Below are 14159 nucleotides of genomic sequence, written 5' to 3'. Positions count from 1 at the left end.
TCTCAGCCTCCCAGCTTGACGTTGTCGATGCCGACGATCTTGTCGTAGGCGTAGTAGAGCAGCAGGACCACCGCCAGCAGGATGGCCCCGAGCGCGGCCGCCAGACCCCAGTTCAGCGAGCTTGAGATGTGATAGGCAATCCGGTTCGAGATAAACGTACCAGTGTTGCCGCCGACAATCTCGGGCGTGATGTAATAGCCGATGGAAAGAATGAAGACGAGGATCGAGCCAGCGCCGATACCGGGCACCGACTGTGGGAAGTAAACCCGCCAGAACGCGGTCCAGTTGGTTGCACCCATGGACTTGGCCGCGCGCAGATAGGTCGGCTGGATGGTCTGCATAACCGAATACATCGGCAGGATCATGAACGGCAGCAGGATATGGGTCATCGCGACAATTGTGCCGAACTGGTTGTTGATCATCACAAGTCGCGCATCGTCCGCCACGAGGCCCAGCCAGACCAGCGTGTCGTTGATCACCCCCTGTTGTTGTAGCATCACCTTCCACGCCGAGGTGCGCACGAGCAATGATGTCCAGAAGGGTAGCAACACAAGGATCATCAACAGGTTGGATGTTCGCGTTGGTAAGTTGGCCAATATCCAAGCGACAGGATATCCGAGGACGATGCAGGAGATCGTGATCACCATGCTCATGAACAACGTGCGTCCGAACAGGATCATATAGATTTGCTGGTTTTCGGGCCGTGCCTCGGCGCCATCAGGGCCTTTCTGCATGTCCACGGCATTCAGGAAGTAGCCGTTGGTATAGTTGGGGGAATAGGTCTTGATGGTCTGCCAGATCGGAACCTCGCCCCAATCCTTGTCAATATCGACAAACGCTTCCTTGAGTGGCTCGCCGCTTTCGGTGTCCATTCTCTTGACCTGGCGCCCGGTCTTCCGAAACAACGAAGAAGCGCCAGTCAGTTCATAGTTCAGGCGCGATCCGAGCTTGGTATGAGTCTTGGCCTCAACCGCCACTTTAAGATCAGCAGCAAGCGCCTTGAACACAGGCTCGCCAGGAGCTTCGCCAGACGCCGGGTCCCAATCGGCCAATGCCGACACGGTTTGTGGCAGGGTTTCCGAAACAATCTGGTTTTCCACCGAGCGAAACAGCATGTCCGCAATCGGCGCGATAAAGGTGATAAGAACAAAGAGCAGCAGCGGAGCGACCAGTGCCAATGCCCGCAGTTTCTGGAGCCTCAGCGCCTTGGCGAGGCTGCGCTTGAGCGGGGTGCCGTCAGCGGCAAGTACCGGACCGGAAGTCGTTTGATCGCTCATGGTCATGTTCCTTACTTGGCAGCGGTCGATCTGTTGTCCGGGTCGATCCGGATCAATCCAGAGGCGGCGCACCGCCTCTGGATAGGTTTCAGGTCAGTGACTTACTTGGCCAGCCATGCCTGGAATTTCGCGTCGATGTCGTCGCGGTAGTCAGCCCAGAACTCGTAGTTGTACAGGAACGTGTTCTTGGCGTTCTCCGGGTCTGTCGGCATGTGCGGTGCCATGTCGATACCCAGCTCGGCGTGCTGGCCAACCAGCGGAGCCGATGATGCGCGTGCGGGACCATAGCTGATGTACTTGGCCTGATCCGCAAGACGCTGAGTGTCTGTCGCGAACATGATATAGTCCAGCGCACGGGCCTTGCGTTCTTCGGAGAGACCGGCGGGAATGATCCAGCCATCAAGGTCGAACACCTGCGCGTCCCACAGCATGGCAACCGGCTGATCCTGTTCTTCGATCACGCTGAACAGACGTCCGTTGTAGGTCGAGCCCATTACGACCTCGCCATCGGCGAGAAGCTGCGGTGTGTCGGCACCGGCGGACCACCAGATGGTCTGATCCTTGATGGTGTCCAGCTTGGCCAGCGCTTGTTCCTGACCTTCTGCGGTGGCCAGAACATCGTACACGTCTTCCTTGGCGACGCCGTCACAAAGCAGCGCCCATTCCATGTTGTTGATCGGGCGTTTTTCCAGCGCGCGCTTGCCGGGATAGGCTTCCAGATCAAAGACGGCGCAGATGTCGGTCGGTGCTGTGTCACCCACCAGGTCGGTACGGTAGCCAAAGGTCGTCGAATACACGATCTGAGGAATAAAGCACTCCGACACCAGCAAATCGCCAAAGTCGTCAGCAGCCGATGTGCCGTCTGGTGCAGGTGCCAGCATCGTGTCGGGGTCGATTTCCATCGCCAGACCTTCGTCGCACAGACGGATCGCGTCAGATGCCACAACGTCCACGACGTCCCAAGTCACGTTGCCGGCTTCGTTCATCGCGCGCAGCTTGGCAACCGCTTCGGCAGAGCTTTCGTCGTTGATGACCTTGACGCCGGTCTTTTCCATATATGGCTCGTGATAGGCCTTTTGCTGCGAGTTGGAATAGGCGCCGCCCCAGCTGACGATGGTCATTTCATCGGCCATGTCCTGGGCGTTCGCCATCCCGCCTGCAAAGGCCAGAGCGGTCGTTGCCATCAGTATTTTCGTAGATTTCATTTCGAAATTCTCCCTGTGGTTTTCGCGTTGTTTGGGTAAGTCGGGTCAGCACGACGGGCAATTGCCCGCCCCCCGTGTTCATCGACCGGATATCCCGGTCGACGGTTCTGTCCGCTACGCGTCAAGCGCACGACAATCCTGTGGCATCCAGCCGATTTCGATCTGGGCCCCAGGTTGCAGCCGGACTTGATCCGGTGCGTTGCGAGTCTTGATGATGAACTCATCATTTCCGGCAACCTTGAGCCGGGTCCGGAAGATATCACCCATATAGATGAACTCCATGACCTCGGCCTTGAGAGTATGAGCGCCTTCCTGAAGGCGTTCCTTGTTGTACTCGACACGCTCGGGGCGGATCGAGACGCGGGTCCGTTCTCCCGGTTGTGTGACATTGACGGGTTTGCAGTCGATCAACTCGCCATCATCAAGCCGGACGACAGCGACATCGCCATTGATTTCCTTGACGACGCCCTCAAGCGTGTTGTTTTCGCCAATGAACTGCGCAACGAAACTGTTTTCCGGCTCTTCATAGAGCTTGTCCGGCGGCGCCAGCTGTTGAATGCGGCCATCGTCGAACACGGCGACACGGTCCGACATGGTCAGCGCCTCGGTCTGGTCGTGGGTCACATAAACCACCGTGATCCCGAGGTTGTCTGCAATCCGCTTGATTTCAAACTGCATGTGTTCGCGCAATTGCTTGTCGAGCGCACCCAACGGTTCATCCATCAGAACCAGTTCGGCTTCGAACACTAGCGCGCGAGCCAAAGCAATCCGCTGCTGCTGACCACCCGAAAGCTGTGCGGGGCGTCGACCGCCAAAGGCTCCCATCTGCACCATGTCCAGCGCCCGCTTAACCTTTGCTTCTCGCTCAGACTTGCCGAGCTTGCGCACTTCCAGCGGAAAGCTCAGGTTCTCGGCGACGGTCATATGCGGGAACAGGGCATAGTTCTGAAACACCATGCCGATGCCGCGCTTGTGCGGCGGGATGTTGTTGATCGACACACCGTCTAGCCGGATGTCGCCATGCGTCGCGGTTTCGAACCCGGCGAGCATCATGAGACAGGTGGTCTTTCCGGAACCCGAGGGCCCGAGCATTGTCAGGAACTCACCCTTTGGCATGATCAGGTTCAGATCTTTGACAACAAGATTCTCGCCATCATAGCTCTTTTGGACGCGTTCAAACTCGACGAACGCGTCAGACGTTTGTGTATCAGCCAAATCGGCTCCCCTTGGACATTCCGCAGTTAGATCTGCTGTTTTGCTAGGAAAAGTTAAGCACAGAGCATGGTCGACATGCAACCATGTCGCTCAAGATTGCAAATTTGGGTCAACAATTCAGCGCCAAAGCCAGAACAACAGGCAGCGTTGGGCAGGACTTGCCCAGCAAATTGACTTGTTGTTCACATCTGTTTGGATAGGCTGAAATTCAGACCGGAGCACATGATCATGACAGACCTCTACAGAACGGCGGGTTGCCTGCCGCCAACCTCCTTGCCTGAATGCCCATGAACCAACATCTTGCGGAAACCGTCAGCTTTCTTGAACGGCTGGTGTCCTACCCCACTGTTTCTTCAGACAGCAATCGACTGATGATCGCGGATCTTGCCGCGCGGCTGGAAGATGCAGGCGCACGGGTCGAACTCTTTGAAACCCCGGATGGGAAAAAGGCCAATCTGTTTGCAACGCTTGGTCCCGATGTGCCGGGTGGCATCGTGCTGTCGGGCCATACCGATGTTGTTCCGGTTGCCGATCAGGATTGGAGCAGCGATCCGTTTACGATGCGAAGAGCAGATGAAAAACTGTTCGGGCGCGGCACCTGCGACATGAAGGGGTTCATTGCTGCAGCGACGGTGCTGGCGCCCGAATTCGCGAAACAACCGCTGCGCCGGCCGATCCATTTTGCTTTTACTTATGATGAAGAGGTGGGCTGCCTTGGCGCGCGGGCTCTTGTTCCGGCGTTGCAAGAGCGCGGCATTCGGCCATCAATAGCGATTATTGGTGAACCTACCGACATGCGGGTGATCGAGGGGCACAAGGGCTGTTGCGAATACACCGTCAATTTCACGGGTCTAGAAGGGCATGGATCATCGCCCCATCGCGGCGTCAATGCCGCCGAGTACGCGGTGCGGTACGTGACCGAATTGATGCAGCTGCGCGGAGAGTTGATGATGCGCGCGCCCCAGAACAGCAGGTTCGAGCCGCCTTGGACCACGATCAACGTCGGACGGATCAACGGCGGCGTCGCGCATAACGTGATCGCGGGAAAGGCCGAAGTGGAATGGGAGATGCGTCCAGTACAGGATGGCGACGCTGATTTGGTGAACTCGGCGATGCAAGAAGTCATTGATCGTGACCTGCTGCCAATGATGCGGGCGATCAGTGCAGATGCTGATATCGTGACCCACGTGATCGGTGAGGTTGTCGGGCTTGAGGTGATGGAAGAGAATGCGGCGCGCGACCTCGTCGCGTCGCTTTTAGGAGCGAACGGGGCCGATGTGGTGCCCTTTGGTACCGAGGCGGGCTTGTTTCAGCAGATGGGCATGTCGGTGACGGTCTGCGGCCCCGGATCGATAGATCAGGCCCACAAACCGGATGAGTTCGTGAGCCTGGAACAACTCAGTATTTGCCTTGATATGCTGGAGCGATTGGGCCGGTCTCCGGCCCTGATCGACGCGTCTGACTAGGAGGCGGCCTTGAGCAGCCCCTGCTTCTTTATCTCGGCATAGCATTCGTCAAGCGCCCTTGTGGCGCGGGCGATCATGGTGTCAATCTCATCCTTTCGGATGACCAGTGGCGGTGACATCACCATCCTGTCTCCGACGTGGCGCATCACCAGATTGTTGGCAAAGCACCGCTCGCGACAGATCAGCCCCACGGTTCCCTCGTCGCTGGCGAATTTCGCACGGCTTTCCTTGTGCGGGGTCAAGGCGATCGACCCCATCAGCCCGACTATCCGTGCCTCGCCAACCAGCGGATGATCTGCCAGCGACTCCCATTTCTCTTTCATATAGGGGCCAGTCACATCACGGACGTGATCGATGACGTTTTCCTCTTCAAGTATGCGCAGGTTTTCCAGCGCCACGGCAGAGGCGACAGGATGGCCGGAATAGGTATATCCGTGATTAAACTCCCCACTGCCAATGATCGCAGCCACTTCGTCGCTGACGATTGAGCCACCGATTGGCGCATAACCAGAGCTGAGCCCCTTGGCGATGGTCATGATGTCTGGCCGAATGCCCAGCGTCTGGCTTCCGAACCAGTTGCCGGTGCGTCCAAAGCCGCAAATCACCTCGTCCGCGATCAAAAGGATTTCGTACTTGTCGCAAATCCGTTGGATTTCGGGCCAGTAGGTTTCGGGTGGAATGATTACGCCGCCGGCGCCCTGAATCGGCTCGGCGATGAATGCAGCGACGCGGTCTTCGCCCAGTTCCTGAATGGCGGTTTCCAGTTCGCGGGCGCGGGCCAAGCCGAATTCTTCGGGTGTGGTATCGCCACCTTCGGACCACCAGTGCGGTTGATTAATGTGGTGAATGTCGGGAATCGGCATTCCGCCCTGTTCGTGCATGTAAGTCATGCCGCCCAGGCTGCCGCTCCCCATTGATGACCCGTGATAGGCATTCTTGCGGCTGATGATAATCGATTTGGACGGCTTGCCCTTCATCGCCCAATAGGTGCGCACCATGCGGATATTGGTGTCATTCGCCTCGGAACCGGATCCGGCAAAAAAGACATGGTTCAGATCTCCCGGCGCAAGCTCTGCCAGCTTGTTGGCGAGTGCGATGGCGGGAACATGGGTGGTCTGAAAGAAGGTGTTGTAATACGGAAGCTCGCGAATTTGCCGTGCTGCAACTTCGGCCAGTTCTTCGCGGCCATAACCGATGTTGACGCACCACAGCCCGGCCATCCCGTCTAGGATCTCGTTGCCTTCGCTATCGGTGAGGGTCACGCCCTTGGCCCGCGTGATAATGCGCGCGCCCTTTTCTGCCAGTTCGTCTCCGGTGGTGAACGGATGCATGTGATGCGCGGCGTCAAGCGCCTGCAGCTCGGCAGTGGGCAGGTGATTCGTGATGGCGGGCATGGCGCAGTCTCCGAAAAATGAGTTCGATGTCAAAATATGATCAAATTCTGCGCTGTCAATCGAATCAGTTTTCCTCGGCCAACACGGCCGCGACCTGTTCCATGCCCTGTTCGACATCCTGCACAAGCGCGCTCGCGGCTGCATCGGCATCACCCTTGCGGAGTGCGGTCAGGATATCCTTGTGTCGATCCGGAAGGCTTTGGGTGCCAAACCGTCCGCACACCACCCTTAGTGAGGGTCCAAAACGTAGCCAAAGCCGGTCCGCGATCTCGGCCAGAACGGGCGCATCTGCTTGGGCATAGAGCGTCGAATGAAACTGATAGTTGCCGTGCAGATAGCCGGGAACATCGCCGACCGAGATGGCACGATCAAGCACCGCATCAATCTCGGCCAACCGATCGATTTCGGCATTATTGATGCGCAGCGCAGCGCGTCTTGCTAGCTCTTTCTCAATTGTTTTTCTTAGATAAATGATCTGTTCAGCGTCTTCGCTACTCAATTTTGGAACGCTGACCCGACGGTTGCCCTGAAAAACGAGAGCGCCGTCGGAAATCAATCTGCGGATTGCTTCGCGTACCGGCGTCATGCCAGCCCCTAACGAGGCAGTCAGCCCTTGGATTGTTACGGCTTGACCCGGTGCCATCTCTCCAAACAGGATCTGTTCGCGCAATTGTTGATAGACGACTTCGTGCGCCGGCGTCTGAACAGGCCCGGACATCGTGCGCACTGCTGCATTTTTCACCATTGCCATCCGTCCGATCCTTTTGCGCGCCCGGCTTTCTTGCACCATGCGTCCGAGCATGAAAGCATATCTGTGATTGCCAAAGAAGGCAAAACTTGATCAAATATCGCAAGTCGGAGACAATCCGGCAGTCCAAGGGGAGAAATTTATGTTTATGCGAACGCTGACACTCACAGCGATTCTGGCACTCGGCGGCAGCGTCGTGATGGCCGACGAGGTCCGGGTTTACAACTGGTCCGACTATATCGACGAAGAGCTACTGACCAAGTTCGAGGAAGAAACCGGCCTCGAACTGATCTATGATGTCTTTGACAGCAACGAGGTTCTGGAAACCAAGATGCTTGCCGGTGGTTCCGGTTATGACGTTGTGGTTCCGTCCGGCACGTTCCTGCAGCGGCAGGTCACGGCAGGCGCGTTTCAAAAGCTGGATCCGGCAAAGCTTCCCAACCTTGAAAACATATGGGATGTGGTGTCGGAACGGACCGAACAATACGATCCCGAGAATGCCTATTCGATCAACTATATGTGGGGCACCACCGGCATCGGCGTGAATGTCGGCAAGGTCAAGGAATTGCTGGGCGAGGATGCCCCGATCGATTCATTGGAATTGGTGTTCAACCCGGAAAATATGGAAAAGCTGGCAGGATGCGGTGTGCATTTCCTCGATGCCCCGGCTGAAATGATCCCGATGGCCCTGAAATATCTGGGCGAGGATCCTGACAGCCACGACCCCGACGTGATCAAGCGCGCTGAAGAAGTGTTCATGCCGGTTCGGCCCTATATTCAGAAGTTTCACAGCTCTGAATACATCAATGCGCTGGCCAATGGTGACATCTGCGTCGCGGTCGGTTGGTCGGGTGACATCCTGCAATCCCGCGACCGGGCTGCCGAGGCCGATAACGGTGTCGAAATCGAATATCATGCCGCCAAGGAAGGCGCGCAGATGTGGTTTGACCAAATGGCGATTCCTGTGGATGCGCCCAACCCGGACGGTGCGCATGTATTCCTGAACTTCATTCTGGATGCCCAGAACATGGCTGCCGCGTCGAACTATGTCTATTACGCGAACGGCAACAAGGCGTCGCAGGAGTTTCTGGTCGAGGACGTGATCGGGGATCCGGCGATTTATCCGGACGAGGCGACGCTGGCGAACCTGTTCACCACCACGCCTTATCCCGCCAAGGTTCAGCGGGTGGCCACCCGCCTCTGGACCAAGATCAAGTCGGGCACCTGATCCGAAATCAGCAAGGCGGGTCATTTGACCCGCCTTTTTTGTGAAATCTCGATCCGGGGGCCCAACCTTGCAAGCCGTTGAATTTGCGCCGTGGAACGATCCGCAGCAGAAACCACTGATCCGCTTTCAGAACGTTACCAAACGCTTTGGCGACTTTACCGCCATCGACGATCTGTCGTTGGATATCTACGAGCAGGAGTTCTTTGCGCTGCTGGGTCCGTCTGGCTGTGGCAAGACGACGATGATGCGCATGCTGGGCGGATTCGAGACCCCGAGCGAAGGCCGCATTGAATTGGCCGGGCAGGATATCGGGCCAGTGCCGCCGAACAAGCGGGCGGTCAACATGATGTTCCAGTCCTATGCCTTGTTCCCGCATCTTTCGATCTGGGAAAACATCGCGTTTGGCCTGCGTCGAGACAAGAGATCGAAGGACGAGATCGAAAACCGGGTTGAAGAGATGCTGAAGCTGACCCGGCTGGAAAAATTTGCCCGCCGCAAACCGCATCAGATCTCGGGCGGGCAACGACAGCGGGTGGCGTTGGCTCGGTCACTGGCAAAGGCGCCCAAACTGTTGCTGCTGGATGAACCTCTGGGTGCTTTGGACAAGAAGCTGCGGCAAGATACGCAATTTGAACTGATGGATATTCAGGAAACAACCGGCACCACCTTTGTGATCGTGACCCACGATCAGGAAGAGGCGATGACCGTCGCAAGCCGGGTTGCGGTTATGGACGAAGGCCGGTTGATCCAGGTCGAAACGCCGGCGCGCATCTATGAAACACCTAACAGTGTCTATGTTGCGGATTTTATCGGCGACGTGAACATTATCGAAGGTCAAACAACCGCCGCCGGTCAGGATCGATACAGTATTCAGTGGTCAGACAGCTTGCCGCCCCTGAACGCATCATCGGAAACGTCGTTTTCGGATGGTCAGGCATGTCATCTGGCGATCCGCCCGGAAAAGGTGACGATCAGCACGGAGAAACCCGAAGACGCCGATAACGCGGTGCAAGGCAAAGTGCTCGACATCGCGTATCTGGGCAATCTCTCGACTTATCATGTGGAGCTGCCCACCGGAACGATCATCAAGGCGCAGACGGCCAATACCCGTCGGATTGCGCGGCGCAACATTACTTGGGAAGACCCGGTTTGGCTGTCGTGGACAGCCACGGCTGGCGTCATGTTGGCAGAATAATGCGCCGGTTCACCCTGATTGCGGTTCCGTATCTGTGGCTGCTGCTGCTGTTTCTGGTGCCGTTTGTCATTGTTCTGAAAATCTCGCTTTCTGACACGGCGCTTGCGATCCCGCCTTATACGCCGACGCTGGACTGGGCAGAGGGCATCGGGGCGTTCTTCAGCCAGCTGGATTTTGAAAATTTCATCTGGCTGACTGAGGATGATCTCTATTGGAAAGCCTACCTCAGCAGTCTGTGGATCGCGGTCATCTCGACGGCCTTTACCTTGCTCATCGGCTATCCCATGGCTTACGGCATGGCCCGCGCGCCCGAGGAATGGCGCCCGACCCTGATGATGCTGGTGATCCTGCCATTCTGGACCAGCTTTCTGATCCGGGTTTATGCGTGGATGGGCATCCTGAGCAACGAGGGGTTCCTGAACCAGTTCCTGCTCTGGACCGGCATCATCGATACGCCGCTGACGATCCTGAACACAAACACCGCCGTCTATATCGGCATTGTCTATACCTATCTGCCCTTCATGATCTTGCCGATCTATGCCGCGCTTGACCGGATGGATGGTTCGTTGATCGAGGCGGCCGAGGATCTGGGATGTTCCCGGCTATCCGCGTTCTGGTTGGTGACGATCCCCCTGTCGCGCAACGGTATCACCGCGGGCTGTTTCCTCGTGTTCATCCCCGCACTTGGTGAATTCGTCATCCCATCGCTTCTGGGCGGATCGGGCACGTTGATGATCGGCAAGGTTCTGTGGGAAGAGTTCTTCTCCAACCGCGACTGGCCCGTTGCCTCTGCAGTCGCGGTGGTTCTGCTTTTGATCCTCGTAGTGCCGATCGTGCTGTTTCAGCGCAACCAGCAGAAACAGGCGGAGGCGGATACATGATGCGCCTCAGCTGGTTCAACGTGGTGTCGCTGACACTGGGTTTTGTGTTTCTCTACCTGCCGATGGTCATCCTCGTGATCTTCAGCTTCAATGAAAGCAAGCTGGTCACGGTCTGGGCCGGGTTCTCGACCAAGTGGTACGGCGAGTTGATGCAGAACGAGGCATTTCTGGGCGCAGCCTGGGTTACGCTCAAGGTTGCGGTAATGTCGTCGACGCTGGCAACGGTTCTGGGGACGATGGCGGCCTATGTGCTGGTCCGGGGCGGCCGCTTTCTCGGGCGGACAGTGTTTTCGGGCATGATCTATGCGCCGTTGGTGATGCCCGAGGTGATCACCGGGCTGTCGTTGTTGTTGCTGTTCATCGGGATCGGGCTGGATCGCGGGGTTCTGACTATCGTTCTGGCGCATACAACGTTTTCAATGTGCTATGTTTCGGTGGTCGTATCCTCGCGTTTGGTCACGTTTGACCGGTCTCTGGAAGAGGCCGCGCTTGATCTTGGCTGCTCGCCCGCCGAGGCGTTTCGGCTGGTCACTCTACCGATCATCGCACCTGCGGTTATATCCGGTTGGCTGCTGGCGTTCACCCTCTCGCTAGACGATCTGGTGATTGCATCCTTTACCTCTGGACCGTCGGCCACCACCCTGCCGATCAAGATCTTCTCGGCAGTCCGGTTGGGGGTCAGCCCCGAGATCAACGCGCTGTCGACCTTGATGATCGGGATTGTCACGGTTGGTGTTATCGCCGCATCGCTGGTCTCCAAGCAAAACCTGATCCGGCAAAGGAAAGAAGAGCAGCAAGCCGTTCGCGCGCAATGAAACGGATCTTTCCGGAGTTTACCTATGGTCCGGGTCCTCGGATGGGGTGCTGGTGGGATGAAACCATCGCCGCGCCCGATTGGCCCGTTCTGGACCAGCCTGTTCAGACCGATGTCGCGATCATAGGCGGCGGGTTCACCGGTGTGTCCGCAGCGCTTCACTTGTCAGAACGCGGCTGCCGGGTCGCGTTGCTAGAAGCGCAAACCCCCGGTTGGGGCGCTTCCGGACGCAATGGCGGGTTTTGCTGCCTTGGCGGCGCCAAGACGTCGGATGCCGCACTGACGCGGGAATTCGGGCAAGAAGCCGCGCAAGACTACCGATTGTCAGAACGTGCAGCCGTAGATTTGGTGGACCAGCTTCTTGACCGGCTGAACATTGACGCGGATCGCCATTCAAAGGGCGAAACGATGCTGGCCCATCGTCCGCGCGACGCAGAACGCTTCAAAGATGAAGCGGAACAGATGGCGCGCAATGGCGAGCCGGAACCGACGCTGATCGAAGCCGCCGACCTTGCCGGTCACGGCATGAACGGCCCCTTTCACGGGGCGCTGACAACCCCGGCGGGCTTTGCCTTGAACCCGCGCAAGTATCTGTTCGGGTTGGCGCACGCCGCAATGGCGCAAGGCGCGCAGTTGTTTCAGCAGAGTCCCGCAACCACCCTGCAACGCAACGGTATGACGTGGCGGATTGATACCCCACGAGGTTCTGTTACTGCGGAAACTGTGATTGTCGCGACCAACGGCTATTCCAGCGAAGATGTTCCGGGCTGGATGGCAGGGCGATACCTGCCCAGCCAATCAAACGTGACGGTGACGCGACCCCTGACAGATGCAGAAATTGCGGCGCAGGGCTGGCACAGCGATCAGATGGCTTATGACACGCGCAATTTGCTTCACTATTTCCGCTTGATGCCGGACCGGCGGTTCCTGTTCGGATTGCGCGGGGGGCTTATGTCTTCGCCAGCCGCCGAAGCGCGGGCGCGTCGCCGCAACAGGCGCGATTTTGAACATATGTTTCCTGCATGGTGCGACGTTCCTTCGGAAAATCAATGGTCCGGACTGGTCTGCCTCTCCCGCCGCCGGGTACCATTTGTCGGACCAGTACCCGGGCAGCCGGGCCTGTTCGCGGGCTTTGCCTATCATGGGAACGGTGTCGCAATGGGGAGCTATTCCGGGAGGCTCCTTGCTGATCTGGCCCTATCGATCAATCCGCATCTGCCGTATTCCAAAGCGATGTCCACCTTGCCGCCAAGGTTCCCGCTGGGTCGTTTGCGTCGGCTTCTTATGCCAGCGGCTTATCTATATTACGGTATTCGCGATCTCTGAGGCGGCACTCAGCTTTGTTGACAGGACAGCGCAGAGCCTCCATGACCCGCATAACATCTGAGCGAGGCGAGACCCATGAAAATTGCGATGGTCGGAACGGGATATGTCGGGCTGGTTTCCGGAGTCTGCCTGTCTGACTTTGGACACGAGGTTGTTTGCGTCGACAAGGATCCGAAAAAGGTCGCTATGCTCAATCGGGGCGAAGTTCCGATTTATGAACCGGGGCTCGCCGAACTCATGGCCAAGAATGTTGCAGCAGGGCGGCTATTCTTTACCGATGACCTTGCCAACGCGATCGACGGGGCGGCGGCGGTCTTTATCGCGGTCGGAACTCCCACACGTCGCGGCGATGGCCACGCCGATCTGCGCTATGTCATGGACGCGGCGCAGGAAATTGCCGCTGCACTAACCAGTTATGCCGTCGTGGTGACGAAATCGACTGTGCCCGTGGGTACCAACCGACAGGTCAAACAGACCATCGCCAAGGCGAATCCGAATGCCGAATTTGACGTCGCATCAAACCCAGAGTTCCTGCGCGAAGGAGCGGCGATCGATGATTTCATGCGCCCGGACCGCGTTGTTGTCGGTGTTCAGCATGATCGCGCCGCAGAGGTTATGGCCGACGTTTACCGGCCGCTTTACTTGCGTGATTTTCCGATCCTGACGACCGATCTGGAAAGCGCTGAAATGATCAAATACGCGGCGAACGCGTTTCTTGCGACAAAGATCACCTTTATTAATGAGATCGCGGCACTCTGCGAGCGAACCGGTGCGGATATCAAGCATGTCAGCCAGGGCATGGGGCTGGACGGTCGCATCGGGGCCAAGTTCCTGCATGCCGGGCCGGGCTTTGGCGGGTCCTGTTTTCCCAAGGATACCAAGGCGCTTGCCCGGATCGGGCAAGACCATGGTTTGGCGATGCAGATCACCGAAACCGTAATCAAGGTGAACGATGAACTGCGCCGACGTATGGTCGACAAAATCGTGGATATGCTGGATGGGGCAGTCGCGGGCAAGACCATCGCGGTGTTGGGCGTGACGTTCAAGCCCAACACCGACGACATGCGCGACGCACCTGCGCTGACGGTTGTTCCGGCATTGATCGGCGCGGGGGCAAAGTTGCGCGTGGTGGATCCACATGGCCGGCGTGAAGGCGAAGACCTGTTGCCCGGAGTTCATTGGATCGAAGACGCATACAAGGCCGCGCGGAATGCCGATGCTGTCGTGATACTGACAGAATGGAATGAGTTCCGAGCCTTGGACCTGAAGCGGATCGCGAAGCATATGAAAGTTCCAGCAATGGCCGATCTGCGAAATATCTACTCCGCACAGGATGCAAAGCGCGCAGGGTTCCAGAGGTATGTCTCGGTCGGGCGCGCTGATTTTGAGCTATCGGAGTGATCTGACTCC

At 57.5% G+C, this 14159-nt stretch carries 12 protein-coding genes; 7 read left to right on the top strand and 5 right to left on the bottom strand.

Annotation, left to right across the window (positions count from 1 at the left end):
- Nucleotides 1–2: 2 nt before the first annotated feature.
- The 3 genes from ABJO75_RS24350 to ABJO75_RS24340 form a co-directional block, all read right to left on the bottom strand.
- Nucleotides 3–1277: an ABC transporter permease gene (locus ABJO75_RS24350; RefSeq protein ID WP_348130664.1), complete on the bottom strand. Its 1275-nt coding sequence runs from the start codon at nucleotides 1275–1277 to the stop codon at nucleotides 3–5.
- A gap of 101 nt (nucleotides 1278–1378) precedes the next feature.
- Nucleotides 1379–2482, bottom strand: coding sequence for an extracellular solute-binding protein (locus ABJO75_RS24345; protein WP_348130661.1), 1104 nt, complete (start codon nucleotides 2480–2482; stop codon nucleotides 1379–1381).
- A 114-nt stretch (nucleotides 2483–2596) separates the two neighbouring features.
- Nucleotides 2597–3697: an ABC transporter ATP-binding protein gene (locus ABJO75_RS24340; protein ID WP_348130658.1), complete on the bottom strand. Its 1101-nt coding sequence runs from the start codon at nucleotides 3695–3697 to the stop codon at nucleotides 2597–2599.
- Nucleotides 3698–3984: 287 nt separating this feature from the next.
- Between ABJO75_RS24340 and argE the strand changes: the two genes are divergently transcribed.
- Nucleotides 3985–5163 (top strand): acetylornithine deacetylase, encoded by a 1179-nt coding sequence (argE, locus tag ABJO75_RS24335; RefSeq protein ID WP_348130655.1) that lies wholly within the window; start codon nucleotides 3985–3987, stop codon nucleotides 5161–5163.
- Here argE and ABJO75_RS24330 read toward each other — a convergent pair.
- Together ABJO75_RS24330 and ABJO75_RS24325 are read right to left on the bottom strand one after the other, a co-directional pair.
- On the bottom strand, nucleotides 5160–6557 hold the full coding sequence (locus ABJO75_RS24330; RefSeq protein ID WP_348130652.1) for an aspartate aminotransferase family protein: 1398 nt from the start codon (nucleotides 6555–6557) through the stop codon (nucleotides 5160–5162). The genes argE and ABJO75_RS24330 overlap by 4 nt on opposite strands.
- Before the next feature lie 64 nt (nucleotides 6558–6621).
- Nucleotides 6622–7308, bottom strand: coding sequence for a GntR family transcriptional regulator (locus ABJO75_RS24325; RefSeq protein ID WP_348130649.1), 687 nt, complete (start codon nucleotides 7306–7308; stop codon nucleotides 6622–6624).
- 145 nt (nucleotides 7309–7453) lie between these two features.
- On the opposite strand from ABJO75_RS24325, the gene ABJO75_RS24320 reads away from it, so the two are divergent.
- From ABJO75_RS24320 to ABJO75_RS24295, 6 genes are all read left to right on the top strand, one after another.
- The gene (locus ABJO75_RS24320) at nucleotides 7454–8533 is read left to right on the top strand and encodes a polyamine ABC transporter substrate-binding protein (RefSeq protein WP_348130724.1); all 1080 of its coding nucleotides are present in this window, start codon (nucleotides 7454–7456) and stop codon (nucleotides 8531–8533) included.
- Between the two features lie 67 nt (nucleotides 8534–8600).
- A complete protein-coding gene (locus ABJO75_RS24315) occupies nucleotides 8601–9728 on the top strand; it encodes an ABC transporter ATP-binding protein (protein ID WP_348130646.1) in 1128 nt (375 codons plus the stop codon).
- The gene (locus ABJO75_RS24310; RefSeq protein ID WP_348130644.1) at nucleotides 9728–10609 is read left to right on the top strand and encodes an ABC transporter permease subunit; all 882 of its coding nucleotides are present in this window, start codon (nucleotides 9728–9730) and stop codon (nucleotides 10607–10609) included. Before ABJO75_RS24315 ends, ABJO75_RS24310 begins: the two co-directional genes overlap by 1 nt.
- On the top strand, nucleotides 10606–11424 hold the full coding sequence (locus ABJO75_RS24305; protein ID WP_348130641.1) for an ABC transporter permease subunit: 819 nt from the start codon (nucleotides 10606–10608) through the stop codon (nucleotides 11422–11424). Before ABJO75_RS24310 ends, ABJO75_RS24305 begins: the two co-directional genes overlap by 4 nt.
- Nucleotides 11421–12749, top strand: a complete 1329-nt coding sequence (locus ABJO75_RS24300) for an FAD-dependent oxidoreductase (RefSeq protein WP_348130638.1) — start codon at nucleotides 11421–11423, stop codon at nucleotides 12747–12749. The genes ABJO75_RS24305 and ABJO75_RS24300 overlap by 4 nt, the downstream gene beginning before the upstream one ends.
- Before the next feature lie 75 nt (nucleotides 12750–12824).
- A complete protein-coding gene (locus ABJO75_RS24295) occupies nucleotides 12825–14150 on the top strand; it encodes a UDP-glucose/GDP-mannose dehydrogenase family protein (protein ID WP_348130635.1) in 1326 nt (441 codons plus the stop codon).
- Nucleotides 14151–14159 lie beyond the last annotated feature (9 nt).

The organism is Sedimentitalea sp., from assembly GCF_039973035.1.
In the GTDB taxonomy this organism is placed as follows: Bacteria; Pseudomonadota; Alphaproteobacteria; order Rhodobacterales; family Rhodobacteraceae; genus Sedimentitalea.
This window is presented reverse-complemented; position numbering and strand designations above follow the sequence as displayed.

Excerpts from the sequence above, each read along its gene's own strand:
- ABJO75_RS24305 (WP_348130641.1), top strand. The coding sequence starts at position 10,606 with ATGATGCGCCTCAGCTGGTTCAACGTGGTGTCGCTGACACTGGGTTTT.
- ABJO75_RS24295 (WP_348130635.1), top strand. The coding sequence starts at position 12,825 with ATGAAAATTGCGATGGTCGGAACGGGATATGTCGGGCTGGTTTCCGGA.
- argE (WP_348130655.1), top strand. The coding sequence starts at position 3,985 with ATGAACCAACATCTTGCGGAAACCGTCAGCTTTCTTGAACGGCTGGTG.
- ABJO75_RS24320 (WP_348130724.1), top strand. The coding sequence starts at position 7,454 with ATGCGAACGCTGACACTCACAGCGATTCTGGCACTCGGCGGCAGCGTC.
- ABJO75_RS24300 (WP_348130638.1), top strand. The coding sequence starts at position 11,421 with ATGAAACGGATCTTTCCGGAGTTTACCTATGGTCCGGGTCCTCGGATG.
- ABJO75_RS24310 (WP_348130644.1), top strand. The coding sequence starts at position 9,728 with ATGCGCCGGTTCACCCTGATTGCGGTTCCGTATCTGTGGCTGCTGCTG.
- ABJO75_RS24345 (WP_348130661.1), bottom strand. The coding sequence starts at position 2,482 with ATGAAATCTACGAAAATACTGATGGCAACGACCGCTCTGGCCTTTGCA.
- ABJO75_RS24350 (WP_348130664.1), bottom strand. The coding sequence starts at position 1,277 with ATGAGCGATCAAACGACTTCCGGTCCGGTACTTGCCGCTGACGGCACC.
- ABJO75_RS24325 (WP_348130649.1), bottom strand. The coding sequence starts at position 7,308 with ATGGCAATGGTGAAAAATGCAGCAGTGCGCACGATGTCCGGGCCTGTT.
- ABJO75_RS24330 (WP_348130652.1), bottom strand. The coding sequence starts at position 6,557 with ATGCCCGCCATCACGAATCACCTGCCCACTGCCGAGCTGCAGGCGCTT.